A 25,636-nucleotide genomic window follows, 5' to 3' on the forward strand; every position below is an offset into this window, starting at 1 on the left:
CGATTGCGGCTTAGCGCCAGACGAAGAACCCGCCGCCCCATGGCTGTGGTCCGCCCCATTGCTGCGGTCCGATATTCGCAGGCGGCCGCGGCCTGCGCGGGCGCAGTGGTGGCGGCGCCGCCTCCGCCGATGCCGTGGCGTCGATAGCGGGCGATCCATCGTCCGGCAATCTCACCGACAGCAGCACATTCGTTTCCGGCGTGCGCCAGCGATAGCCGATGCCGAAATCGACCGGCTGTGCGCGGCGGAACAGTGCAGCATACGACTCCTGGTAACGCCCCGCGAATTCGTCGATCGGTCCGAGATAGCGGCCGAAGGGGAACAAGCGCCATTTCCTAGTGCTGTAGTAAGCGAGCGGAATTCCGGAATCGTCCTGGATGATGGTGGCGCTGTTGTTGAGCAGGAAGTCGCGCACCGTGGTGAAGTTGCCGGAGTGCAGCAGATAGGACGCGCTCTTGACCAGGCTGTTGCCAGGCGCGAGCGTCGCACAGAATTTCAGGAAACCGCTCGCCTTGACGCCGGAGTTGGAAAGATCGGTCGAGAAATAATACAGCGTCTTTTCCTGACCGTCGGGGTCCACGAAGATGATGCGCACGCCGCGCACGGCATTCGGCCCGGGATTTTCGCCCGCGAAATACGCCGCGCCCTTGTCGTCCAGCGAGATCGGACTGACCTCCCTCACAGTCATGCCCGAGCGCGCCAGGAACACGTAGAGGATCGGCAGCGTGCCGCTGATCTGCCCTGCCTGCAGATCGGTCTTCATCTGCTTGGTGATGAAAAAGCTGAAGCTCAGGATTGAACTGAGCGAACGTTCGACGTTGTAGAGCGCCGACGCGATGCCGCCGCGCGGCAGCCTTGTCAGATCGGGCACCGAGCCGACCGGCTCCAGCGCACTCAGCACATAAGTCGATGCCTTCGAATAGAAGGCATTTGCGTAGAGAAAGTCCGGGCCTGAGAACATGTAGAACATGGTGGGCTTCGGCGCCGCCAGATTGGTATCGGCCCAGGTGCGGATCCGCGATATCTGGCGCTGCTCGAGTTGGCCGAACGCAGTGTCGAAGAATTTGGCGTGCCGTTGCCAGGCAGGATCTTTGGTGAGCGGCGCCAGCGGCGAGTCCGCCGAGGGCATCAGGCCTGCGAGAAATTTCGCGGTGTCGTCCACCGTTGCGGTTTGGGCGCGGACGGCAGCCACGGCCGCCAGCAGCATGACAGCAGCAAGCGTCGCCGTTCTCAGACAGTGCAGCATGCTCATTCGCGACCCGTTGCGGCCACGGCGACTTGATCTGCCCGCTTGCGGAAGACGGCGTAAATCAAGAGACCTGAAAACATGATCAAAAGACCCAGCAGCGACTGCAAGGGACGTTCGGTCAGAAGGTAGTACATCATGAACCCGGTCACGAGCAGGAAAACCACAGGAGTTACCGGGTATCCCCAGGCACGGTAGGGCCGCGGCAGGTCCGGCTGCGTGATGCGCAGCTTGATCACCCCTAGCACGGTAAAGAACGAGCAGAACAGCAGCGCGAACTGGATGAAGTCGAGCACCGCCTCGAAGCTTCGCGTAAGCAGCATCAGGCTCGCGACCGTGAGCTGAAACAGAATGGCGTAGGCCGGCGCACCGCTGGCCGAACGGCCGGCGAACGGCCGCAGCACCGGAATGTCCTCGCCCATCGTCATCATGACGCGCGGCCCGATCCACATCATCGCGCTGATCGAGGAGATCAGCCCGAAGCAGATCATCGCGCCGACGATGCGGCCGCCGAGCTCGCCGAAGATGTAGCTGCCGGAGATGCGGGCGACGTCGAGCTGGCCCGCAAGCTTGTCGATCGGCGCGGTGTGCAAGAACACGGCGTTGAGCGCGACATACAGCACGAGCACGATCAGTGTTCCGACCAGCATCGCCCGCGGCACGTTGCGCTCCGGCAACCTCACCTCGCCGATAATGTAAGTTGCCGCGTTCCACCCTGAGAACGAATACATCACGAACACCAGGCTGATCGCGAACGGTGCGCTGACGATATGGGTGAAGTCGGACGCCGATGGCGCGAACGAAACCGGCTGTGCGGTGCCGATCACGAAGCCGCAGACCAGGAAGGCGATGATGAGTACCACCTTCAGGATGGTCGCGACCAGTTGAAAGGTCGAGGAGTGCCTGATGCCGGCGAGTTGCACCAGCGACACCAGCCAGACCACGCCGATCGCAAGTGCCAGCGGCGGCGTGTTGGGCAGCACCGACTTGCCGTACTCGCCAAACGCCATGGCGGCGAGCGCCACCGGCGCTGCAAAGCCGACCGTCGCCGACACCCAGCCCGCCACGAAACCGAAGGCCGAGTGATAGGCCCGGCCGAGGAAGTTGTACTCACCGCTCGAGCGCGGAAACATCGCGCCGAGCTCGCCGTAGGAAAACACCCCGCACAACGCGACGATACCGCCGACCGTCCACAGCAACAGGATGGAAAAGCCCGAGGGGATATCCTTGACCTGAAAGCCGAGGCTGGTGAAGACGCCGACACCGACCATATCGGCAACCACGATGGCAACCGCCACTAGGACCGAAACGGTCGAGCCGCTGCCGGAGCGCGAGCCAGGCCAGGACCGGCTTTCCGTTTCTGATGCCGCCATCTCGGACCGTACCTTCAGCGCCCAGCCAGGACCTCATCGTGCAGGCTGACGCCCCTCAATTCAAGCAATGTTAACAAGGGTTTAAATTGAGACATAAAATAGGTTGCATGGTACCTCCAGCTGCCCGTGCCACTACTGGATTGCGAAGACATCGTGGCGGTCCCACAATCGCGACACGATTGCATGGTCTCCTTTGGGCTTCCGGATGCGGGGAGTTTTTCCGGACGCTTAACGTCGCCTAAAGGCGTGCGAGCTTACGCCGGTTGACGGTGGATCTTGGGACATTGGGGTGGATGGTCGGAGCTAATCCGAATTTCCCGACAGTTGATCGCGCCAGCCGGGCGACGTCTCCGGCCATGCCGCGCCGTGCGCTGCCCCTTCGATGGCACTGGGCGGCGATAGCCGCGCTGATCGTGCCGCTATCCTTCGTCCTGGTTCAATGCGGCAAGGCGCCGACCCCGGAAATGCTGGCGGCGAACACGGATGGCGCCAAATCCCGGGCCGCCAAGCCGCAGGCTTCCGCCGACACGTTCGACGACCGTTTCCCCCAGCCGCAATTCGCCGACCGTTTCCCGACCGCGGGTGAAAGCTTGCCGCAAGTCCAGCGCCAGGTCGCACTGGCGCCGCAGCCGCACGCGGTGCGTACCGAGCCAATGCGGGTCGCCTCGCTGACGCCAACGCTGACGCTACCCCGCAATGAGCGTGAAGAACTGACCACGCTGGTCAGCATGAAATCCTCCGCCTTCCCTTATTTCGGCACCAATCCGCGCTCGGAAGAACCGTTCCTCAACATCGTCAAAGGCGACCGCAAGGGCCATCGCAGCTACAGCGGCAAGGTCTACTGGCAGGACGAGACCTACAACGACAGCCGCGTGCTGGTACATGTCCCCGAGACGTTCGATGTCAGGAAGCCGGGCGTGATTGTGGTGTTCTTCCACGGCAACGGCGCGACGCTGGAGCGCGACGTCCGCGACCGCCAATTGGTGCCGCAGCAGATCTCGGATTCGGGCGTCAACGCCGTGCTGCTCGCCCCGCAAATGGCTGTCAACGCCGCCGACTCCTCGGCCGGCAAGTTCTGGCAGCCGGGCGGCTTCAAGCGCTTCATCGAGGAGTCGGCAAGCCACCTCGCCCGCCTCCACGGCGATCCGAAGTCGGCGCAGGCGTTCGCCAACATGCCGATCGTGATCGTCGGCTATAGCGGCGGGTTCCTGCCGACGGCGTGGAGCCTCGAAGTCGGCGGTCTTCCCAACCGGGTCCGCGGTGTGTTCCTGCTCGACGCCGTCTATGGCGAACTCGACAAGTTCGCTTCATGGATCGAGAAGAACCGGACCGGCTTCTTCGTCAGCTCCTATACCCGCTACACCAAGCGGCACGATCTGGAGCTGATGCAGATGCTCCGCGACAGGGGCATCAGCGTCACCGAGAGCATGGACGGGCCGTTGAAGCCCGGCAGCGTCGTGTTCGTGCAGACGCCTGACGGCGTCACCCATCGCGATTACGTCACGCAGGCCTGGACAGAGCATCCGGTCAAGGACGTGCTGGTCAAGATGGCCGCAACGCCCGCTTTGACCCGCGTCGCCGGTGCGCCCGACGCCAATCGCTAACGGCCTCGGCGCGGTATCGCGGCGTGCCTGCCATCATCCCGGATCGAATGGTCATCTTGATTGCGCGTGTCCCATGTCCGAACACGAACGCTTTGCCGGCCTCGGAAACCATGCGCGTCGCAGCCGGCGGAGCACGACGACGCCTGCTGCGAACGAGCATTCCAGGATCTACCTACCACCGCGTACGGAGAGAAAGCTCGAAGGTCCGCGGCGCGCCGAGAATGACGTAGTTCGCATCCGTAGCCCAAGCTGCATAGACCGCGTCGGTGATATTACGAACGCGGAATGTCAGGTCGGCGTTTTGCGCAAAACGGTAGGTGGCAAAAACATCCGCGATGGTGGCCGACGGCAACGTCACGAGGTTGGCATCGTCAGCGTTGATGGAGGCCCTGTGATTGATCCACGCGCCGACCGCCCAGTTTGTAAACGGCTGCCACGTGGCACCAAAGTTCGCCACGACCTGCGGCACATTCGGCGGCGTATTGCCCGTGTAATTCGCGGTCGTACTTGTTCGATATTCGTCATACCGGGCATTCACGTAGGCAAAGTTCGCCTCAAGGCGCAAAGTCTCGATCGGGCGATAACTGCCGGAAATCTCAAAGCCGCGGGATGACTGCTTGCCCACCTGAACCGTAAATCCCGTCAGAGGATCGGTTGAGGGGATATCGGTCTTTTCGATCTGATAGACGGCAGCCAACAGCTCACCTCGTCCGTTCGCGAAGGCGTGTTTGATACCGCCCTCCACCTGGCGCGCATTGGTGAGGCTGAAGGGAGTGTCGGTGACGCCCAATGTGAACAGAGCGAAGCGCGGCTCAACCGCAGTTGCATATTGCGCGTAGAGCGTCGTGTCGGCGCGAATGTCCCACAGTGCACCCATGCGATAGGTGCTGGGTTCGAACGTTTTGCTGTAGAGCTGGTTCGCCGGCCGCCGATTGTAGTCCACCTCCATTTGATCGACTCGAAACCCGCCAACAATTTTGACCCCTTTGAGCACCTCCAGGCGCGCCTCGCCGAAAACCGCCTTCTGCGTCAGATCCGCGCGCACGTTTTGTGTCCGTGCAGTGCCTCGGGTGAAGAAGTCCGTCGGTGCGGGATTATAGGGATCGACGAGTTGAAGCGATGTCACCTCGTTGCGCGGACTGTCCCATCGCGTGCTTGCAACCTCAACGCCCATGACCGTCGACAGCGGCATCGCTCCCAAGCTGCCGTTCCAGTTCACGTCGAAACGATCGCCGATAAAGCGATGGTCGTAGCCGAGATTCTCCCATGTTTGCCGGCAGACTTGGTCTGTACCGGTGTTGTTGAGGAGGTTCTGCCCGCGGAAAGAGCAGGTGCCGCCTGCGGGAATATAGGCAAAGCGGTACGTGTTGATCCAATCGCGATCGGATTGATAGGACCAGAAGCGATTGCGGATCTTTAGCTCCTCGGTGTCATACGTCGTATTCCAGCGCAGCCACAGCACACTGTCGTCGTATTTGTTGTTCGGCAGGTTGTTGTAGTTGACCTCGCGGAGATCGGAGCGGATTTTCCCTCGCACCAGGGGCGTGCCCCAATACGCGTTCTCGATTTTCGATTTCATGTAGTCAAAGTCGACGGTCGATGACAATTGCGGCGTCACATCCCAGCGCAAGGCACCTGCGACATTGCCGTATCTGACCTGGTTGTCATCGACCGGGCCGTTGTATCCGTTGACGACGCCGTCGAGTCGATAAGAGAAGCCATTCCCCAGCGGACCTCCCTTTCCCACGGCCTGGCGGACGCCTTCGCGAGTAGTGAGCGAGGAGATTGTTTCCGACGGCTCGGTGACCCCGCTCGGTTGCTTGCGAACGAGATTGACGGCGCCGCCGATGGCGCCTTCACCGTAAAGGACCGACGCCGGTCCGCGCAGCACGTCTACCCTATCGAAAATGAAGCTGTCGTAGTTGCGCGTGCTGATCGTGGTGTTGGTGACACGGATTCCATCATAGAGCACTGCGATGCCGTTCTCGGTGAACCCCCGCGTCGATGCAACGCCGGCAGCTCCTGGCCGGACGGCGGACGTAAAGCCGGTCAAGCCTTGAAGGGCGTCCACCCAACTAGTCTTGCCTCGCTCCTGCATCGTCGCCTGATTGACGCTCTCCGCGCTGCCCGGGATGTCGCGAGCCGTGCCCGGCAGTCGCGATCCGGTCGTATTGGGCACGTTGAGATCGGTCGTCGAACGGATGTGGTCGCGCGGCAAGCCACCTGGCCATCCGTCGATTGGGCCTTGCGGCGCTCGATCCGCGCCGGTCTGCGCCTGGCGCGCGACGGACGCAGCCCGCATCTGCAAGCGCTTGCTCGTTCGCTGCTTTTGCTTGGTGGCTGGCCGTCCTTCCACCGTAATCGGAGGCAGGACAGCCTGAGGAACGGTTTGAGCAATGGCGGGCCGTGCACCGCCCGCGGCAAAGGATGCTGCGGCCAGAACTGCCAAAAACCGCATTCGGCGTCCGATCCGCCTCCCGACTTCACACCAATTGCCAATCTTTTCCATTACTTACAGCCCCATAGCGCAATGTTATAACATTACATCTATGGAACTCGCGTAAGGATGTCAAAAGTCTTCGGCCAGCATCAGCGCGGTGCGCTTCCCTGGCCCTTTTTCGGCTTGGTTAGAATCACCGTCACCAGCGCCAACGCGACAAAGGTCGCCCCGACATAGCCATTGGCGAAGAGCAAATCGCGCGCGTACAGAAAACCGCCGATGGCCGAACCAATGGCCTGTCCGACGTAGAGCACGGATGTGTTGAGCGACACCGATGCGGACGCCAGCGCAGGCGCGGCGCCGACCAACCTCACCTGCTGCATCGAATTGGTGGAAGCAAATCCAATACCCCAAATCGCGACGGAGACAGCCATCAGCGGATAGATGCCGGCGCTGAGCGCCCATCCGCCCACGCCAGCCAGCAACACCGACGTGAACAGCATCGAAGTCTTCCATGCGCCCCAGGAATCGACGATCCGGGTTCCGATCGCGGTGCCGATGACACCACAGATACCGTAGACGGCGAATACCACGGCGATCGGGTCCGGGCCCGCCGCCGTCAGCCGCGCTAGCAACGGGCCCATATAGGTGAACACCACGAATTGGCCGGACATCTGCGCGGTCGTGATCAGCAGCAACAGCAGGATCATCCGGTTGCGGCCGATGGCCGCCCAGGTCTTGAGGTCGACCGGCGCACCCATCAGCCCGCGGGGCAGACGCCACGCCAGCAGGAGGAAACTCAGGCAGCTCATTGCACCAATGGCGCCATAGACCGCCTGCCAGCCATAGCGGCTGGCGATGAAGGTGATCGCCGGCAGGCCGACGGCTGCAGCCAGCGACCAGCCGAGAAAGATATAGGCGATGGTACTGCCGCGTCTTGCTTCAGGCACGATCAGTGCGGCCGTTCCCGCCGCTTGCGGCGTGTAGAGCGCGCCGATTGCCAGCATGACCAGGCGAATGGCGAGCAGGCTCGCATAGTCAGGCGCAAAGGCGGAGGCAATGTTGGTAAGCGCCAGCACCGCAAGGGTGGCCGTCAGCAGGGTGCGGCGCTCAATCTTGGAAGTCAGCCACGCCGTGACCGGCGAACCGACACACAGCATGATCGCGCCGAAGGTGATCAGAAGACCAGCGGTGCGGATCGAGACGTCAAGACCGGCAGACAGTTCGACCAGCATGCCCGCCGGGGCCAGCACCGAGCAGCCGGTGACGACGTTGCCGAGCATCAGCGCAGTCGGTGCAAAGCGGCGCTCGGCGTGGACGGGCCCGGGCACATGTTTCATGCAGATGCATGTAGACTGTGGGCCGTGCCAAGAAAAGGACGCGATACCGGATTATTTGTCATCGCTCGTTATGAGTTTCATTGATTTGACGGCGCTGATGCCGAGCGGCTCTGCGTACGTCGCCGTGACGGGGAAGCATTCTTTCCCGGACGATGGGGCCAGATGTTTGCCCTGCGGCCCTGCCATCACGGCCTATTTCGCGAAATTGCCCGATTGCAGGGGCCGAATCCCCTGCTATACCGCTGCTTTCCCGCTTACCTGCGCTCGTTCGCAGGAGTGAGCTTTAGGAGACGCCAATGCCTGACAGCAATGCACCCGCATCGGGGTTCCAATTTGGCCTTGCGAATTTGAAACCGGCCGAACCCGTGCAAAAAATCACCCTCACCTTCCCCGACGGCGCGAAGCGCGATTTCGCCAAGGACACCACCGGGCTCGACGTCGCCAAGGGTATATCGCCCTCGCTCGCCAAGCGCACGGTCGCGATGGCGCTGGACGGCGTGGTCGCCGATCTCAACGATCCGATTTCGCACGATGCGAAGATCGAACTCATCAGCCGTGAAGACCCGCGCGCGCTCGAACTGATCCGGCACGACTGCGCGCATGTGCTGGCCGAAGCGGTGCAGTCGCTGTGGCCGGGCACGCAGGTCACGATCGGCCCGGTGATCGAGAACGGTTTCTATTACGACTTCTTCCGCAACGAGCCGTTCACGCCGGAAGATTTCGCGGCGATCGAAAAGCGGATGCGCGAGATCATCGCGCGCGACAAGCCCTTCACGAAGGAAGTCTGGGATCGCGAAAAGACCAAGCAGGTGTTCCGCGACAAAGGCGAGGCCTTCAAGGTCGAGCTGGTCGACACCATTCCCGGCGACGAGCCCATAAAAATCTATTTCCAGGGCGACTGGTTCGACCTGTGCCGCGGCCCGCATATGAGTTCGACCGGCAAGATCGGCAACGCCTTCAAGCTGATGAAGGTGGCGGGCGCCTATTGGCGCGGCGATGCCAACAACCCGATGCTGACGCGCATCTACGGCACGGCATTCGCCAGGCAGGAAGAGCTCGATACTTACCTCAAGCAGATCGAGGAAGCCGAGAAGCGCGACCACCGCAAGCTCGGCCGCGAGCTCGATCTGTTCCACTTCCAGGAAGAAGGCCCCGGCGTGGTGTTCTGGCACCCGAAGGGCTGGACCATTTTCCAGGCGCTGATTGCCTATATGCGCCGCCGCCTGACCGGCGACTACGACGAGGTTAACGCGCCGCAGATCCTCGACAAGGTGCTGTGGGAAACCTCGGGTCACTGGGACTGGTACCGCGAGAACATGTTCGCGGCACAATCGGCCGGCGACGAGGCGGAGGATAAGCGCTGGTTTGCGCTGAAGCCGATGAACTGTCCCGGCCATGTTCAGATCTTCAAGCACGGGCTGAAGAGCTATCGCGACCTGCCGCTACGCCTTGCGGAGTTTGGTGTGGTGCATCGCTATGAGCCCTCGGGGGCGATGCACGGCCTGATGCGCGTGCGCGGTTTTACGCAAGACGACGCACATGTCTTCTGCACCGAAGCCCAACTCGCCGAGGAGTGCCTCAAGATCAACGACCTGATCCTGTCGACCTACGCCGATTTCGGCTTCGAAGGCGAGCTCACGGTCAAGCTCTCGACCCGGCCGGAAAAGCGCGTCGGCACCGACGAGATGTGGGATCATGCCGAGCGCGTGATGGCCACCGTGCTGGCGGAAATTCAGGCCGGCGGCAGCAACCGCATCAAGACCGCGATCAACCCTGGCGAAGGCGCGTTCTACGGGCCGAAGTTCGAATATGTGCTGCGCGACGCCATCGGCCGCGACTGGCAATGCGGCACCACGCAGGTCGACTTCAACCTGCCCGAACGGTTCGGCGCGTTCTACATCGATGCCGACGGCTCGAAGAAGGCGCCGGTGATGGTGCATCGCGCGATCTGCGGCTCGATGGAGCGTTTCATCGGCATCCTGATCGAGCACTTTGCCGGCAATTTCCCGCTCTGGCTGGCGCCCACCCAAGTTGTGGTGACGACCATCACCTCCGAAGGCGACGAATACGCCAAGGTGGTCGCGGCTGCCGCACGAAGGGCCGGCTTGCGCGTCGAGATCGACCTGCGCAACGAGAAGATCAATTACAAGGTCCGCGAGCACTCGCTGGCGAAGATCCCTGCCCTGCTCGTCGTCGGCAAGAAGGAAGCCGAGACCCATTCGGTCTCGATCCGCCGGCTCGGCAGCGACGGGCAGAAGGTGATGCCGACCGACGAGGCGCTGGCCGCCCTCGTCGAGGAAGCAACGCCGCCGGACGTGAAGCGGATGCGGGCGGCCGCCTGATCATAATCGGTCTAAATCGGCTTCCGCTGAAGCGGCTGTGCCACTATCTCTGGCACAGCCATTTCCGACGAAAGAGACCCTTGTGCCCGACGCCCTTGAACTCCTGAAGATCCGCCGCTCGGTAAAGCCCCGCGAGATGAGCGGGCCCGGCCCGACGCCAAGCGAACTCGAGACTATTCTGACCATCGGCGCGCGGGTGCCGGACCACGGCAAGCTGACGCCCTGGCGCTTCATCGTGTTCGAGGGCGACGGGCGCCTTCGCGCAGGCGAGGTCATCGCCACGGTGTTTGAACGTAAAAATCCGTCGGCGCCGGCTGCCGATATCGAGATCGAGAAGCGCCGGCTGATGGACGCGCCGCTGGTGATCGGTGTGGTCAGTTTCACCAGGCCGCATCCAAAAGTACCGCCCCTGGAGCAGGAGCTGTCCGCCGGCGCCAGCGCGATGAACATTGTCAACGCCGCCACCGCGCTCGGTTACGGCGCCTGCTGGCTGACCGGCTGGTTCGCGTTCGACCGCGACGTGCTCGACGGGCTCGGATTGAAGGCGGACGAAAAACTCGCCGGCTTCATCCATATCGGCACACCGTCGAAACCGGTCGAAGATCGCCCTCGCCCGGCGCTGTCCGAAATCGTGACGCGGTTTTAGGCCTAGGCAGCCCTCGAGGCGCGGGCGCCAAAATCGGACAGCAATGCCTCGAGCTCGGATGCCGGCTTCGCCGCGCTGAACAGAAAACCCTGCACCTCGTTGCAGCCTTCGGCGCGCAGCCAGTCGAGCTGGTCCATGGTCTCGACGCCTTCCGCTGTCGTCGTGATGTTCAAGCTGCGCCCGAGGCCGGAGATTGCGCGTACGATCGCGACACAGTCGGTCCGCTGGGCGAGGTCTTTCACGAATGAGCGATCAATCTTGATCTTGTCGAATGGAAAACTCCGCAAGTAGCTCAGGCTCGAATAACCGGTGCCGAAATCGTCCATGGATATGCTGACGCCGAGCTCGCGAAGCTGATGCAGGATCGCAAGATTGGCTTCGGTCTCGGCCAAAAAGACCGACTCGGTGATTTCGAGTTCGAGCCGCCGCGGCGACAGACCTGAATGCGCCAGCGCCGAAATCACCGCCTGAACCAGGTTGCGGCTGCGGAACTGGACCGGCGACAGGTTGACGGCGACCTTGATGTCTTCCGGCCAGTTCGCAGCTTCGGAACAGGCCTCGCGCAGCACCCACTCGCCCAGCGCCACGATCAATCCGATATCTTCGGCGACCGGAATGAAATCGGCCGGCGAGATCATGCCCTTTTCCGGACTGCGCCAGCGCAACAGCGATTCGAAACCGCTGATACGGTTGGCGGCAATATCCACCAGCGGCTGATAGTGCAGTTCGAATTCGCCGCTCGCGAAGGCGCGACGCAGGTCGCGCTCCATGTCGCGGCGCTTCTGTGCCTGGCGGTCCATCTCGCGCTCGAAGAAGCGATGAACGTTGCCGCCATCCGATTTCGCCCGATAGAGCGCCATGTCGGCGTTGCGCATCAATTCCTCGCAGCTTGCACCATCGCCGGGCGACAGCGCGATGCCGACGCTGGCACCGATGACGACCTCGATACCATCGAGGTCGTAGGGCGCGCTCAACACACCGATCAGTCGGTCGGCAAAGTCGCTCACCTCGTTCGGCGACACCTCCGAGACCATCACGATGGCGAACTCGTCGCCGCCGAGCCGGGCGACGAGATTGTCGCCACGAACCTCGGACTTCAGCCGCTCGGCTACCGCCTTCAACAGACGATCGCCCATTGGATGGCCGAATGAATCGTTGACGTTCTTGAACAGGTCGAGATCGACGCACAGCACCGCCACGCGCCTGTTGCCGGACGCCGCCCGTTCGAGCGCCCGGCGGAGGCGCTCCTGATAGAAGTCGCGGTTCGGCAGGTTGGTCAGGCCGTCGTGATGGGCCATGTGGGCGATCCGCGCCTCCGCCGCGCGGCGCTCTGTAATATCAACCGCGGCCACCAGATAGCCGTCGTGTCCGTCGAAGGCGACGCGCCGTCCGAACGTCAGCACGTGGATTTCGCTGCCGTCGGCCTTGAGATGCCGCCAGTCGCGGCTCGAATTGTAGATGTCGCCGAGCTGCCGCAGCGCCTGGCTGTGGCTGGCCCATTCGTCCTCCGGCCAGATCTGGCGAAGCTGCATCTGCAGGAACGTCTCGCGCGGGTAGCCGTAATGGCGCACGGCCGCGTCGTTGACATTCAAGAACCGGGTCGTTTCGGCGTCAAACACCCACATCGGCATCGGATTGTTGTCAAACAGCAGGCGGAACGAAACCTCGCGTCGCTTCAGCGCCGTGACGTCGGAGACCGTCAACGAAAGCATGTCGCCGAACGCCGTCACGCCCAGTCGCAGGCAGCGGTCCTCACCATCGATTTCGATCTGATCGCCATTGCCGCTGACGACGATGTCGCGCAGACGCTCGGTCACCTCCGGCGCGCATAACAGGTTTCCGCCCGCGGCAAGCCGTCGCCATAACAACTCCGTCGACGGCTGCCGCAGCAGTCGCGCGGCGCCCTGATTAAGATGGACGATCTGGAAATCGGACGGCTGCCCGTCCGCATCGCGAACAGCCGCCAGCGATAGCACGCCCTCGTCGGTCGCTGAGAAGATCGTGTCCAGCAGATTGAATTGCGCATCGCGCTCGTTGACATAGGTCCCGATCAGGGTACCGCCCCAGCGCGACAACGTCGGGAGCGCCAGCACATCATAGGTCCTAACCAGACCGTCGCGCACGCAATGCGCCGTGGCGAGGTACGGGCGGCAGTTCTGCAGCGCGTTGGATGCCGCCTCGCCGAGCGCGGTCGCGCAATCCGGCGGCAATGCACTTAAGGAAATGTCCCAGCGATCATCATTCAGCCATTGCTGGACGTAGCGGCCGGTGTGCGAGACGGAAAGCGTGTCGTTGTCGTTCCGAAGCAGCACGACGTGATCCGCCAGCCGGCCGAGGCTGCCGAGCATGACGTCTTCATAGCGTGGCAGCTTCTCGCCCGGACGCAATGCAGCCTGCCATTTGCGCTTCAGGACCGGGACGTCGGCGAACATCTCGGTGTTGAATTTTTCTGACGACTTTTTCGATGATCTGTTGGCCGCAACCATAACCTGCCCCGCTACGCGCACTCAGTCCCCGGGCATCCAATGCAGCCGGGTTTAAGGCTATGTAAAAATGGCGGCGGCGGTACGCCGATATGGCGATTATGACAGTTCTAAGTTGTGCGATGGTTAGTGCGCATTAGAGACTATGACAGCCAAATGCGCAGGCCTGCTTAACTGCCGCGTTTCTTCACGCGAACCGGAAATACCTTCGGATCAAGTCCGAGGGTATGCTTTCGCTCGAAAAGGCTATGGTCTAGCGCGCCACGACCTCGACCTCGCCGTCGACGCCGTTGACGACGTTGAAGGAGCGCTCGAACACCTTGCCTTCGTTCTTGGCAATCGCCCGATACTCGCCTTCGGACAGCACCACGCGCGGAAACGCGCCGATCGATTCCTTGATGACGTCGCCGCCTGGCGTGATCACCGACCATGCGGTGTTGGCGAGAGCCTCGCCGCCCCTGTCGCTGACCAGTTTCAGCGTAATCACCGCCGCGCGGTGGGAGACGGTCACGTCCGTCAGCTTGCTGGCCTGGACGCGGATGTCGGAACGCACCACCGAATTGGCGTCGCCATAGTTGGAGATGATGTAGTAGGTGCCCTCCGGCAGCAGCGCGACGTCGCCCGCGGCGACGTTCGGAAGCAATGGGGTGCGTTCGGAGCCTTCGAATTGGCTGCCCTTGTAGATCGCGAACGAGATCTGGTTCGGGGGAATCTTGCTGGTGCCGACGCGGCCTTCGATGCGCAGTCCGCCGGCCGGAAGCACGAAAGCCACGCGGTCCGTCTCTGCTTTCAGGCTCACCGCCCGCACCGCGCTGACCAGGCCGAGAGCCACATGGACGACGTAATTGCCGGGCGGCAGCACGATGTTCGGAGTCGCGCCGCGCTCCTCGCGGATCAGCTTGAACGTGCCGGTATCGTCGGGCTTGTCGGCAAATACCCGCCACACCAGTCCGCCGTTGATGACAGGCAGATCCTTGCCGTAGCGCGCCGTCAGCGATAGCACCCCCTGACCTGCAGTGGCCGCACCCGGCGGCGGTACCACCGGCGGCACGGCGGTGACTTGTGGCTGAACGATGGTCGGCTGGTTCAGCGGCGCGGGAAGCGGTGGAATCGCCCCCGTCCCCGATGGCGGCGCCAGATTCATGGCAGGCCCGGTCTGAGTGTCCGGAACCACGGCGGGCGGCACCGGTGGCGGGCGGTCCGAGAACCACTGGGCCGAAACCGGGGCTGGAAGAAGCAAAGCAACCAGCGTGAAGGCGACGCCCAGCGCCGGAAAAGGCCATCTGCCCCGCCCGTATCCTGCGATACCGTTGCCGCCCGAAATCATCGCCATGCTTTTCACTGAAAACGCGGCAAATTCAAGCCTTCGTGGCCGAAGTTTGGCGAGGCGCTTGCTAGCGGAACCCGCACCGGCACCCGATGTTAATGCAGCGGTCGTGGTCCAGTCACATTCCCTGCCTAGGCCGGCATTCGCCGGGCATAAACCATGCATCCGGAATTGGAATGGACAATTCTGGCGCGGCAGCGCCGCGGCGGTTATCGTTGAAGCCGGAGGGCTTGCGTGTTGGATAGCTGGATGGGCCGCGGCCAAAAAGGCTCCGGTGCCGACGACAAGGTAGGGCTCGGCAGTATCCGCCGGCCGGTGATCGGACTGGCGCTGGGTGGCGGCGCCGCACGCGGCTTTGCCCATATCGGCATCGTCCGGACGCTGGTGGCTCACGGAATCATGCCCAACGTCGTGGTGGGAACCTCGATCGGGGCCGTAGTCGGCGGCGCTTTTGCTGCCGGACATCTCGACACGCTGGAAGAATGGGCACGCAGCCTGCAGCCGCGAACGGTCCTCTCCTATCTCGATATCCGCCTGAACGGTTCGGGCCTGATCGGCGGCGCCAAGCTTGCGGCCCAATTGGAGGCGGCGCTCGGCCAAAGCCTGATCGAGGATCTGCCGGTGAAATTTGCCACCGTCGCGACCGAAGTGCGCACCGGCCACGAAATCTGGCTGACCCATGGCCCAATGGTGGACGCGATGCGTGCCTCCTACGCGCTGCCGGGAATATTCTCGCCGATCCTGGTTGGCGACCGCTGGCTGGTTGACGGTGCCCTGGTCAATCCGGTGCCGGTGTCGGCGGCGCGCGCGCTCGGCGCGGAAATCGTGATCGCTGCCAATCTCTCCAGCGATGTCTTCGCGCACGCCACGACGATCTATTCCCACGGCCAGACGGCTGGCGTTTCGGTATCGGTGATGCCGGAAGCGCTGCCCGAACCCGGGCCGCGCAAACGCGGCATCGGAAAGTTCTTCTCCGCCGAGCGCACGATGAAGCGTGAATTCTTCGGTGGCGGGGGACGGCCGGGCATCTCCTCGGTCATGGTCGATGCTTTCAACATCATGCAGGACCGCATCACCCGCGCTCGGCTTGCCGGCGATCCGCCGGACCTCCTGATCTCGCCCCGCGTCGGCAAGATCGGCTGGTTCGATTTTCATCGCGCTGACGATCTGATCGCCCACGGCGTGAAAGCGGCCGAGCGGGCGATCGATTCGATCCAGGAGGCGATCCATATCCTCGCGCCGCCGCAGATCGAAGCCGAGAAGGCGCTCGAAAAGCCTGACAAGGAATAGCGTAGCTTTCTCAAGCGAAGCTTGCCCGCGGACGTGATCCGAGGGTCACGCCAAGAAAACGCGTCAAAAAAGCTCACGCCGTCTTGATGTAGTCGCGCAGCGCTTCCTGCTCGGCCTCATATTCCTGGACACGGCGCTTGACGATGTCACCGATCGATATCAGGCCAACCACCTTGCCGTCCTCGATAACGGGCAGATGCCTGAACTTACCGAGCGTCATCATTTCCATGATCCCCGCGACGGTGTCGGACTGCCGGCAACTCACGACCTTGCTCGTCATGACCTCGCTGACCGGCTCCTCGAGCACTCTGGCGCCGCGCTCGCCCAACACGCGGACAATGTCGCGCTCCGAAAGGATCCCCTCCACACGTCCCTGGTTCATCACCAGCACGGCGCCGATCTTGCGTTCGCCAAGGATCTTGATCGCGGCCGAAAGCTTGGCATCCGGCTCGATGCTCGTGATCTGATGGCCCTTGGTGTCGAGAATTGAACGTACCGTCATTGTCGCCTCCCTGAATCCGTTCGTGCCCAAGGGGCCGGACTTGCCGTGAGTCTTCAATCAACAGTTCCGCGCCGGTTTCGTTTCAGGGCGCAGTTTGCACGCGCGGCTGTCATCCATGGCAGCGGCATTGGCTTGCGTTACAACCAGTGCGGATGATGAATGAAATCGGCCCTCGCCGCAAGCGGCGATCAGACGCGGCCAGACTCGTCCGGCCATGAAGCATCCGCGGCATGCGGCGTCGCACGCGGTACCGGATCGAACAGCGAAAACAGCATCAAGCCGGCGAGAAATCCGCCGATATGCGCCTGCCAGGCAACGCTGGCGCCTTCGGCGCCGATCGAAATCGACCCAAGGCCGAAGATGATGTTGACGCCGAACCACACCGCCAGAAATCCGAGCACGCGCGCGTTGCGCAACGCCCGGGAAAGCGACAACGCCGGAACCTTCGCGGCGGCGTCCGCATCGCCCCGGTGGAACGAAAGAAAACTTCCCCGCACGAAGGCAAAGCGGATGGCGGCGGCCATCGCGCCGGATACCGAGGCCGAGGCGCCGATCATTGGCGCGATCGTGTGTTCATGGGTGACGAGATGCGCCAGGGCGCCCGCCGCGGCCGTCACCGCCATGAAGACGAAGAACCTGACGGCACCGAACCGGCGCGCCAGCGCGCTACCGAACGGCAACAGCCACAACAGGTTGAACCCGATATGGCTGAGATTGGCATGCAGCAGCGAATAGGTGACGAAGGTCCATATCTTGGCGCCGGCCCCGCCGGGAAAGGTGATGTTGATGTTGAGTAAGGTGGAATCGTAGCGCTTCGGAATGAAGCCGAAGACGTCGATGGTCCAGTTCTCCAGTTCAACCGGCAGCAGCACCCGCAAATGAATCGCAGCGATCAGCGCGATATAGGCCGTGAGCGCGCCTGGTAGCGTCAAGATCGGCTCGTGCGGGGCGTCCGGCGGCCCGACCGGGGATGAGTAAGACTGGGATTCCAAGGGGTCCAGGACCTTAGCTGGCGGCTTCGAGTCGTATGGGCCCAGATAGGCGGCTTTGCCCGCCCTGTGCAAGTGCACAATCGCAGCTATCCGTGTCCCGGACGCGGCGCGGCGCTCCTCGGAGGTGCGACGCAGAGCCGGGACCCACCATGCAGTCTGTTTGGGTCCTGGCCCTGAGGCGCACCGCTAAAGGGGCGCTGCGTTGCGTCCGGGACACGAGCCTGCAAAAAGAAAAAAGGGAGAGCTCTGAGAAAGCTCTCCCTTGTCTTGCTGGCCTTTTCGCGCCTGGAGCCGGGATCACATCCCCCGCCCCTCCCCGCGCGATGACCAAACTGTTTGATGCCACCTGTGTACCAACCGCGCCGAACAGATAAGTCGGCGCCGCCTGATGCGTTCCACATTACGCGCGCCGCAGCGCCACCGCCAACCTCATAGTTAATTTAACGTTAACAACGCAAAGCCGCGCCCCACGCGGCCGAATCGCGTCCCCGGCATGGACGCTGCACAGCCTGTCCTGCACAACGAACAAGGGAAGGCGTGTTGCGCAAAAGCGGGACAGATGTGTCCCGCCAAGGCAAGCCGGGGAAGGTAAGCATGAAACACCCATCGAGCCGCGAGTTCTTCGCCTATTGGGACGCGAAACGCGGCGACGCGCGGGCACCGGACCGTAGCGAGATCGAACCCGGCGCGGTGCGCGAGCTGCTCGGCGACATCTTCGTGCTGTCCTATGACAACGAGGCCGGCTATCCGTTTCGTGTCGCCGGAACACGGGTCTGCGCCCTGCTCGGCCGCGACATGAAGGACACGAGTTTCTCGGCGCTGTTCACTCCGGACAGCCGCCGCGAGATCGAGGACATCATCAGCTACATCGCCGAAGAAATGCTGGCGGCCATTGCCGGCATCACCGCGACTTCGCAAGATGGTACGACGGCGCATCTGGAGTTGCTGCTACTGCCATTCAACAACCGCGCGCATGCGCCGATCAGCCTGACCGGATTGCTGGCGCCGTTCGAAAGCGATCTCGGCACGATCAGGGATTTCAAGGTGACGTCGTGGCGCTATCTGCATCGGCCGCAAAAATTCGTCCCGCGCGCCTTGCGCAAGCTCGCGATCGCGCGCGGCTTCATGGTGTATGAGGGCCTGCGGTAGTCACGAACCGTTGGGTATGTCGAACGCTGCAGCCCAACGCATGGTCGCGTGATCATGCTCGAAATCGACCCACAAAGAGCCTCCAAAAAAAGCACGGCCAAGCATTGCCTAAATGCGAGGCGTCAGGCAGGGTCGAACCGCGACGTGGAGCCGGGCCACATCCGCTGAATGAGACGCACCGAGAGAAAATCTCGGAGGCGCGTCTTCGCCGTAACCTCGGAGATCCTAAGTATGCTGTTCAAGAGATTGATGCTTGCCGCTGCAATTGCCACTGCCGCGGTGGCGACGCAGGCCCATGCCGACGCTCTCGATTCGATCATGAAGTCCAAGGTGATCAAGATCGCTGTGCCGCAGGATTTTGCGCCGTTCGGCTCCGCCGGGCTCGATCTCAAGCCGCAGGGCTACGACATCGACATGGCCAATCTGATCGGCAAGGAACTCGGGGTGAAGACCGAAATCATTCCGGTGACCAGCGCTAACCGCATTCCCTATTTGCAGACCAACAAGGCCGACCTGGTGATTTCCAGCCTCGGCAAGAACGAGGAGCGCGAAAAGGTCATCGACTTCTCGATCGCCTATGCTCCGTTCTTCTCCGGCGTGTTCGGTACCAAGGCGATCGCAGTGACGAGCGCAGCCGACCTCAAGGGCAAGACCATCGGCGCCACCCGCGGCGCGATCGAGGAGCAGGCGCTGACCGCCTCGGCGCCGGATGCGACCGTCAAGCGTTTCGAGGACAACAACGCGACCATCGCGGCCTTCGTGTCCGGCCAGGTCGACCTGATTGCCACCGGCAACACGGTCGCGGCTGCGATCGCCGAGAAGGTCCCTGCCCGCGCACCGACGCTGAAATTCGTGATCAAGGACAGCCCCTGCTACGTCGGGCTCAACAAGAACGAGCCGGCGCTGCTCGCCAAGGTCAACGAGATCATCACCAAGGCGAAAGCATCGGGCGAGATCGGAAAACTGTCGGAGAAGTGGCTGAAGGCACCGCTGCCCCCCGGCTTCTAGGTGTAACGCTGGGACGCCCGCAGTGTCTTACAAGCTGCAATTCGCCGAGCTGCTTCCCTACTGGAACGTGCTTCTGTACGGGCTGGCCTTCACGATCGTACTGACTATCGTGTCGACGGTCGTCGGCATCGCGGTCGGCACCGCGGGCGCCGCGGCGCGCACCTTCGGGCCCGGCTGGCTGGGCCGTATCGTCGCTGTGTACGTGGAATTGATCCGCAACACGCCGTTCATCGTGCAGTTGTTCTTCATCTTCTTCGGCCTGCCGGCGCTCGGGCTGAAACTCAGCGAGACCACCGCCGCCTTCCTCGCCATGGTGATCAATCTCGGCGCCTACTCGACCGAGATCATCCGCGCCGGCATCGAGGCGGTTCCGAAAGGCCATATCGAGGCCGGCCTGAGCCTTGCGATGAGCAAATGGGAGGTGCTGCGCCACATCGTGCTGAACCAGGCGTTCCGAAAAATCTATCCGGCGCTGTCGTCGCAGATCATCATCGTGATGCTTGGCTCGGCGGTGGTGTCGCAGATCTCGGCGGAAGACCTCACCTATGCCGCGAACTACATCGCCTCGCGAAACTTCCGCAACTTCGAAGTCTACCTGTTCGTTGCGCTGGCCTACCTCCTGCTGGCGATGCTGACGCGCTCGCTCTTGCGGGCGCTCGGCCGCGTCATCTTCAAGGCGAGGTGAACGATGCTGCAGTTCAGCTTCTGGGACATCCTCTCCAACCTCTTGATCGCCACGCAATGGACCATCGTGCTGTCGCTGATCGCCTTTTTCTGCGGCGGCATCGTCGGACTGGTGCTGCTGTTCATGCGCACCTCGCGGATCGCGCCGCTGGAATGGTTCACCAAGATCTACATCGAGTTTTTCCAGGGCACGCCGCTATTGATGCAGTTGTTCCTGTTCTTCTTCGGCATCGCGCTGTTTGGCGTCGAGGTTTCGCCGTGGATGGCCGCGACGCTGGCGCTGACGTTCTGGACCAGCGCGTTCCTGACCGAGATCTGGCGCGGCTGCGTCGAAGCGATCCCGAAGGGCCAATGGGAGGCTTCCTCCAGCCTCGCCCTTAGCTACATCGAACAGATGCGCTACGTCATCCTGCCACAGGCCTCGCGCATCGCGGTGGCGCCGACGGTCGGGTTTTCGGTACAGGTGATCAAGGGCACCGCGCTCGCTTCGATCATCGGTTTCGTCGAACTGACCAAGGCCGGCACCATGCTCAACAACGCGACCTTCCGCCCGTTCCTGGTCTACTCGCTGGTCGCGCTGATCTATTTCTGTCTGTGTTTCCCGCTGTCCTGGTGGGCGAAGAAAATCGAAGGCCGCCTCAATGTCGCTCGTTAGCATCCGTGACGTCAGGAAGAGTTTTGGCCCGAATGAGGTGCTGAAAGGCGTCTCGCTCGACATCGCCAAGGGCGACGTGGTGGCGATCATCGGGCGCTCCGGCTCCGGCAAGAGCACCCTGCTCCGCTGCATCAACGGCCTGGAGACCTATCAATCCGGCAGCATCGTCGCTGATGGCATCGAGGTCGCCGGCGCCAACACCAACCTGCGCGAACTGCGCCGCCATGTCGGCATGGTGTTCCAGCAGTTCAATCTGTTTCCGCACCTGACGGCCGCCGAGAACGTGATGCTGGCGCCCACCGTCGTCAATAAGGTATCGAAGGCCGAAGCGCGCGCCACCGCCGCCGAGGTGCTGGCGAAGGTGGGATTGTCGGAAAAGATGGACGCCTATCCGAGCGAGCTTTCCGGCGGCCAGCAGCAGCGCGTCGCGATCGCGCGATCGCTGGCGATGCGGCCGAAGGTGTTGCTGTGCGATGAGATCACATCCGCCCTCGACCCCGAACTGGTCAACGAGGTGCTGCGCGTAGTCGAGCAATTGGCGCGCGAGGGTATGACGCTCATTCTGGTGACGCACGAGATGCGCTTCGCCCGCGACGTCGGCACCAAGCTCGTCTTCATGCATCACGGCAAGGTGCATGAGGAAGGCGTGCCGAAAGAGGTCTTCTCCGCCCCGCGAACCCCGGAACTGCAGCAGTTCGTCGGCCAGGTCGGTTGAGTTTCGGCCTCAGCGTCCGGTAAACACCGCCGCACGTTTCTCGAGGAAGGCCTTGCGCCCTTCCACCGCGTCCGCGCTCAGGCGAATTTCCGCCTGCGTTTCGATCTCGCGGCGGAACTGGTCGGCATAGCTGGCGTGTTCGCTCTCGTCGATCAGGCGGCGCGTCGCGACCAGCGCCCGCGTCGGGCCATCAGCGAGCCGGCGCGCCAGCTCAAGCGCCCCGTCACGAAGCGCCGCATCGTCGAACACTTCGCGGACCAATCCCCATTCCTTTGCCAGGTCGGCAGACAGCGGCTCGTTGGTCATCATCAATTCGAGCGCACGTTGCCGGCCGACGAGGCGCGGCAACAGCCAGGTCGAACCGAGATCAGGGACCAGCGCGATGCGGCTGAACACCTGAATGAAGCGAGCTGAACGTGCGGCAACAATCATGTCGCCCGCCATCGCAAGGCTGAATCCGCCGCCCGCCGCCACGCCGTTGACCGCGACCACGACCGGCACGCGGCATTCGCGTAGCGCCTTGAACGCCGGCCAGTAATATTTCATCACGCCGGCCGCGATGTCGTCGCCCAGGATTTCCGCCGCCTTGAGGTTCTGGCCCGAGCAGAAGCCGCGCCCGGCGCCCGTCAGCACCAACGCCCTCACCTGCGAATCATCGTTGGCTTCACCAATGGCAACGGCGAGGTCCCCCAGGAGAGCGGGCGTCATCGCGTTCAGGGTGTCGGGCTCGTCCAGTATCAGCACGTGGACGTTGCCATCGCGCTCTCGCTTCACTCCGGGCATCTATTCCTCCGCTGCTGACGTTTTGGGCCGGCCCGGCCGGGCGCGACGCGTGCCATAATCCAAACATCACTTTCCGCGCGCGCCAAGCGCGCCGCAGCGCGCCAAATTGTCCGCCCCTAAATCTTGAGCGCTTCATGCAACCGGCGCTAACACATCGTTAACCCTGTCGGCCTTAGGGTCTTCCTGACGCCGAAGGACCGGCTGTCTGGTGGCGAAGATGTCGTTTGCGCAAAAGAAAACTACCACTGTGCCGTCCGCGGAGGAGCGGCGGCGCTTTCAGCGCGTCAAGGTTCACTTGCTCGGCCGCTACATGCTGCCGGATCGCCGCGAATTTCCTTGCCAGATTATTAACATGTCACCGGGGGGACTGGCGCTGCTCGCGCCGGGCATCGGCAATGTCGGCGACCGCGTGATCGCCTATCTCGACCATATCGGCCGGGTCGAGGGCAAAATCACCCGCATCATCGACAACGGCTTTGCCATGACGGTCGGCGCCACCGCGCGCAAGCGCGACAAGCTCGCCGCCCAGCTCACCTGGCTCGCCAACCGCGATATCCTCAATCTGCCCGAAGACCGCCGCCACGACCGCATCGTGCCGCGCAACCCGATCGCGCTACTGACCCTCGAGGACGGCAGCAAGATGACTTGCCGCATCATCGACCTGTCACTGTCGGGCGCGGCGATCGCCGCGGAGAACCGCCCGCCGCTGAAGTCGCTGGTCATGCTCGGCAAGGTGCAGTCCCGCGTGGTGCGAAACCTCGAAGAAGGCTTTGCGCTCGAGTTCGTCCACGAGCAAGTCGCCGAGGCGCTCGAAGACGCGGTTACCGCGCGGTAAAGCGTCAGCCGCCAAAAATCCCTGATTTTTCAGCGTCCAAAGGCGGTATCCGGGTTGCCGGATGCCGGCTTTTCGCTGTCCGGCCCCCGCCAAAGTCGGTTAACGGGGGGCGCTTTTGCCCGCGCATTCCCCTGCTACTGCAGCGCCACAGACGTTAATCCGTACAATTTGAATCAATTGCAGTTGTTTCAAATTTTATTCGAAATCTATTCAAGTATAGATCGAATTCGCCGCTAGCTTTACTAGTATTCGCGTTAAATGTACTTGCCCGACTTAGCGCCGGCGCAAATCCTTCGTGCGAAACGTGGTCCCAACAAGAAACGGGGGCCACGATGTTGTTCAGGGGACAGGGGAAGGGACTGGCGGTGATCGCCGTCCTGATAGGGATGAACGCTTCGATGAGCGTCTCGGCGAAAGCCGGCGACGCGCTCTATGCCAGCCTGGGCGATACCGCGCGTTCGCCGATCGGCTGGGTCGAATTCTGCGCTGAAAACGTGGGCGAGTGCCGCGGCGGCGCTTCACAGCCGCGCGACATCGTGATGTCGCAGACGGCGTGGCGGGATCTGCTGCGGGTCAACAAGTGGGTCAACGAGACCGTCAAGCCGATCACCGACATGGATCATTGGGGCGTGATCGAGAAATGGTCGTTGCCGACGGACGGTTACGGTGACTGCGAGGACTATGTGCTTCTGAAGCGCAAGATGTTGATCGACGCCGGATGGCCGCGCGAGGCGCTGCTGATCACGGTGGTGCGCGACAAGAAGGGCGAAGGCCACGCAGTGCTGACGGTGAAGACCGACAAGGGTGAGTTCGTTCTCGACAACCAGAACGAAAACGTCCTGGCCTGGACCGAGACCGGCTACCGCTTCGTCAAGCGTCAGTCGCAGAGCGACGCGAACGTATGGGTCTCGCTCGGTGACAGCCGCCCGGCGGTCGCCACTGCCTCGTCACGCGATCGATAACGAGAGAAGGAATTTACCAACCCGCGACCCGGTCACATCCCCACCCCTCCCCGTCCCAGACCGGTTCGCGCGCGGCCACCCTTCCCCCAAAGGGTGGCCGCAACTTTTTTGCGGCCTTTCACTCGCAGCTTTGCACCTGATTCTAGTACTGGTCGCCGAGCAGCGCGCGATCATGCGAGTTGACGGTGTCGTAGCATTCGCAGGCCGCCTCCCGCAGCGCTTCCAGATCGAGGATATGGATTTTGCCGCGGGTGTATTTGATGATGCCATCCCACCATGGCGGCCTCGACGATCTCTCCGGTGGGCAGCGCGACGACCAGCGAAATGACGGCGCCCGTCGGAAAGTACACGGTGCAGATCGGGTCGCCCGCTCATGCAGGGTTTGCATTTGCTGCAGGCTGACTGGTTTCAACCGAGGCTCAAGCGCGGCAGCGGCGCCGCATGGGTATTTTGATAAGGGATGACCTTAGGCCTGCGGCTGCAAGTTGCGAGCATTTAAATCCCTTATATGACCACTGGCAGACAGACAGGACCGACGGCTTGTCGCTCAAATTGGTCCTCTATTTTCGTCGGCTTGGAGGCCCAAGATGATCCATGTGGACGACCGTACCGCGGCAAATCTGGATGTGGTTCTGGAAGAAGCCTGCAGGGGATTGAAACACGGTGGCGACCACGAAACCCGAAAAAAGATTGCCATGAAACTCATTCAAGCTGCCAGGAAAGGAAATACCACTCTTGGCGGCCTGAAGGCTGTGGCTGATCGCGTGCTGGCGGAGGTGGTCCACCGCAAATCGGCCTGACGGCGATTTCGACGGGGCGCAAATGAACGGCGACGGCCTTTAGGCCGCCGCGCATTGTCGTGTTTGATCTGACGACTACGCCGCCAGCGCCACGCGCGAGGTCGATTTTTGCCGCATCGGCTTGCCGCCGGGCGATCCCGGCGGTTTGCGGTCGAGCATCGAAAGCGCTTCGAGTACCTCATCGATGGTCACGAGGCGCCTCGTGCCCGCCAGCTCGCGCAGCGCGGGATTCGAAGTCAGGGCCGCCACATCCGACGCCCACGAGGCGAGGATCGCGCGCTTTTCGCTCAGCGAAAGTGTCGCGTCGGCGACCACATCGCGCGGATGGTCGAACACGGTCGCCGGATGCAGAACGGCATTCAGGTCAAAGACATTGTCCGTCTGACCGATCATCGGTTCATCCTCCCTAAAGGTAGAAGGCGCTTCTCGCCCGCAATGCTCGGCGGAAGCCTTTCCCTTC

23 protein-coding genes are annotated in these 25,636 nt (G+C 62.5%); 12 read left to right on the forward strand and 11 right to left on the reverse strand.

Annotation, left to right across the window (positions count from 1 at the left end; genetic code table 11):
- Positions 1–10 precede the first annotated feature (10 nt).
- Both V1273_RS22595 and V1273_RS22600 read right to left on the reverse strand, forming a co-directional pair.
- Positions 11–1,246, reverse strand: a complete 1,236-nt coding sequence (locus V1273_RS22595) for a hypothetical protein (protein ID WP_334368943.1) — start codon at positions 1,244–1,246, stop codon at positions 11–13.
- 2 nt (positions 1,247–1,248) lie between these two features.
- A complete protein-coding gene (locus V1273_RS22600) occupies positions 1,249–2,619 on the reverse strand; it encodes an APC family permease (RefSeq protein WP_334410893.1) in 1,371 nt (456 codons plus the stop codon).
- A 293-nt stretch (positions 2,620–2,912) separates the two neighbouring features.
- Here V1273_RS22600 and V1273_RS22605 point away from each other — a divergent pair, with 293 nt between their 5' ends.
- A complete protein-coding gene (locus V1273_RS22605) occupies positions 2,913–4,223 on the forward strand; it encodes an alpha/beta hydrolase (RefSeq protein WP_334363453.1) in 1,311 nt (436 codons plus the stop codon).
- A gap of 172 nt (positions 4,224–4,395) precedes the next feature.
- On the opposite strand, the gene V1273_RS22610 is transcribed toward V1273_RS22605, so the two are convergent.
- Positions 4,396–6,732 (reverse strand): TonB-dependent receptor, encoded by a 2,337-nt coding sequence (locus V1273_RS22610; protein ID WP_334381710.1) that lies wholly within the window; start codon positions 6,730–6,732, stop codon positions 4,396–4,398.
- 80 nt (positions 6,733–6,812) lie between these two features.
- Positions 6,813–8,003: an MFS transporter gene (locus V1273_RS22615; RefSeq protein WP_334363455.1), complete on the reverse strand. Its 1,191-nt coding sequence runs from the start codon at positions 8,001–8,003 to the stop codon at positions 6,813–6,815.
- Positions 8,004–8,299: 296 nt separating this feature from the next.
- Here V1273_RS22615 and thrS point away from each other — a divergent pair, with 296 nt between their 5' ends.
- Positions 8,300–10,345: a threonine--tRNA ligase gene (gene thrS, locus V1273_RS22620; RefSeq protein WP_334381709.1), complete on the forward strand. Its 2,046-nt coding sequence runs from the start codon at positions 8,300–8,302 to the stop codon at positions 10,343–10,345.
- 82 nt (positions 10,346–10,427) lie between these two features.
- Positions 10,428–10,991 (forward strand): nitroreductase family protein, encoded by a 564-nt coding sequence (locus V1273_RS22625; RefSeq protein WP_334363457.1) that lies wholly within the window; start codon positions 10,428–10,430, stop codon positions 10,989–10,991.
- Between the two features lie 2 nt (positions 10,992–10,993).
- Here V1273_RS22625 and V1273_RS22630 read toward each other — a convergent pair whose 3' ends face one another.
- Both V1273_RS22630 and V1273_RS22635 read right to left on the reverse strand, forming a co-directional pair.
- A complete protein-coding gene (locus V1273_RS22630) occupies positions 10,994–13,477 on the reverse strand; it encodes a putative bifunctional diguanylate cyclase/phosphodiesterase (protein WP_334410894.1) in 2,484 nt (827 codons plus the stop codon).
- A 250-nt stretch (positions 13,478–13,727) separates the two neighbouring features.
- Complete coding sequence (locus V1273_RS22635) at positions 13,728–14,801, reverse strand: hypothetical protein (protein WP_334368944.1); 1,074 nt, start codon at positions 14,799–14,801, stop codon at positions 13,728–13,730.
- A gap of 234 nt (positions 14,802–15,035) precedes the next feature.
- On the opposite strand from V1273_RS22635, the gene V1273_RS22640 reads away from it, so the two are divergent.
- Entirely contained in the window at positions 15,036–16,091 is a 1,056-nt protein-coding gene (locus V1273_RS22640; RefSeq protein ID WP_334363458.1) for a patatin-like phospholipase family protein, read from the forward strand.
- A gap of 73 nt (positions 16,092–16,164) precedes the next feature.
- Here the strand turns inward: V1273_RS22640 and V1273_RS22645 are convergent, their stop codons facing one another.
- The gene (locus V1273_RS22645; RefSeq protein WP_213289447.1) at positions 16,165–16,593 is read right to left on the reverse strand and encodes a CBS domain-containing protein; all 429 of its coding nucleotides are present in this window, start codon (positions 16,591–16,593) and stop codon (positions 16,165–16,167) included.
- 188 nt (positions 16,594–16,781) lie between these two features.
- Complete coding sequence (locus tag V1273_RS22650; RefSeq protein WP_334363460.1) at positions 16,782–17,585, reverse strand: rhomboid family intramembrane serine protease; 804 nt, start codon at positions 17,583–17,585, stop codon at positions 16,782–16,784.
- Between the two features lie 594 nt (positions 17,586–18,179).
- Between V1273_RS22650 and V1273_RS22655 the strand changes: the two genes are divergently transcribed.
- The 5 genes from V1273_RS22655 (at position 18,180) to V1273_RS22675 (ending at position 21,796) form a co-directional block, all read left to right on the forward strand.
- Positions 18,180–18,734 carry a PAS domain-containing protein gene (locus V1273_RS22655; RefSeq protein WP_334410895.1) on the forward strand — a complete coding sequence of 185 codons (555 nt, stop codon included), beginning with the start codon at positions 18,180–18,182 and terminating at the stop codon, positions 18,732–18,734.
- 231 nt (positions 18,735–18,965) lie between these two features.
- Positions 18,966–19,742 carry a transporter substrate-binding domain-containing protein gene (locus tag V1273_RS22660; RefSeq protein ID WP_334363464.1) on the forward strand — a complete coding sequence of 259 codons (777 nt, stop codon included), beginning with the start codon at positions 18,966–18,968 and terminating at the stop codon, positions 19,740–19,742.
- 22 nt (positions 19,743–19,764) lie between these two features.
- Positions 19,765–20,427 (forward strand): amino acid ABC transporter permease, encoded by a 663-nt coding sequence (locus V1273_RS22665; RefSeq protein ID WP_334363465.1) that lies wholly within the window; start codon positions 19,765–19,767, stop codon positions 20,425–20,427.
- A gap of 3 nt (positions 20,428–20,430) precedes the next feature.
- Positions 20,431–21,081: an amino acid ABC transporter permease gene (locus V1273_RS22670; protein ID WP_028349152.1), complete on the forward strand. Its 651-nt coding sequence runs from the start codon at positions 20,431–20,433 to the stop codon at positions 21,079–21,081.
- Positions 21,068–21,796 (forward strand): amino acid ABC transporter ATP-binding protein, encoded by a 729-nt coding sequence (locus V1273_RS22675; RefSeq protein WP_334410896.1) that lies wholly within the window; start codon positions 21,068–21,070, stop codon positions 21,794–21,796. Before V1273_RS22670 ends, V1273_RS22675 begins: the two co-directional genes overlap by 14 nt.
- Positions 21,797–21,805: 9 nt before the next feature.
- On the opposite strand, the gene V1273_RS22680 is transcribed toward V1273_RS22675, so the two are convergent.
- Positions 21,806–22,579: an enoyl-CoA hydratase-related protein gene (locus tag V1273_RS22680; protein WP_334381705.1), complete on the reverse strand. Its 774-nt coding sequence runs from the start codon at positions 22,577–22,579 to the stop codon at positions 21,806–21,808.
- 217 nt (positions 22,580–22,796) lie between these two features.
- Between V1273_RS22680 and V1273_RS22685 the strand changes: the two genes are divergently transcribed.
- A complete protein-coding gene (locus V1273_RS22685; RefSeq protein WP_247513120.1) occupies positions 22,797–23,414 on the forward strand; it encodes a PilZ domain-containing protein in 618 nt (205 codons plus the stop codon).
- Between the two features lie 332 nt (positions 23,415–23,746).
- Positions 23,747–24,376: a transglutaminase-like cysteine peptidase gene (locus tag V1273_RS22690; protein ID WP_334363468.1), complete on the forward strand. Its 630-nt coding sequence runs from the start codon at positions 23,747–23,749 to the stop codon at positions 24,374–24,376.
- Positions 24,377–24,518: 142 nt separating this feature from the next.
- Here V1273_RS22690 and V1273_RS22695 read toward each other — a convergent pair whose 3' ends face one another.
- Entirely contained in the window at positions 24,519–24,788 is a 270-nt protein-coding gene (locus tag V1273_RS22695; protein WP_334363469.1) for a hypothetical protein, read from the reverse strand.
- A gap of 175 nt (positions 24,789–24,963) precedes the next feature.
- On the opposite strand from V1273_RS22695, the gene V1273_RS22700 reads away from it, so the two are divergent.
- Positions 24,964–25,176, forward strand: coding sequence for a hypothetical protein (locus V1273_RS22700; RefSeq protein ID WP_334363470.1), 213 nt, complete (start codon positions 24,964–24,966; stop codon positions 25,174–25,176).
- Positions 25,177–25,251: 75 nt separating this feature from the next.
- Here the strand turns inward: V1273_RS22700 and V1273_RS22705 are convergent, their stop codons facing one another.
- Positions 25,252–25,569, reverse strand: coding sequence for a hypothetical protein (locus V1273_RS22705; protein ID WP_334381704.1), 318 nt, complete (start codon positions 25,567–25,569; stop codon positions 25,252–25,254).
- Positions 25,570–25,636: the final 67 nt, after the last annotated feature.

This window comes from Bradyrhizobium sp. AZCC 1721, from assembly GCF_036924715.1.
Classification (GTDB): Bacteria; Pseudomonadota; Alphaproteobacteria; order Rhizobiales; family Xanthobacteraceae; genus Bradyrhizobium.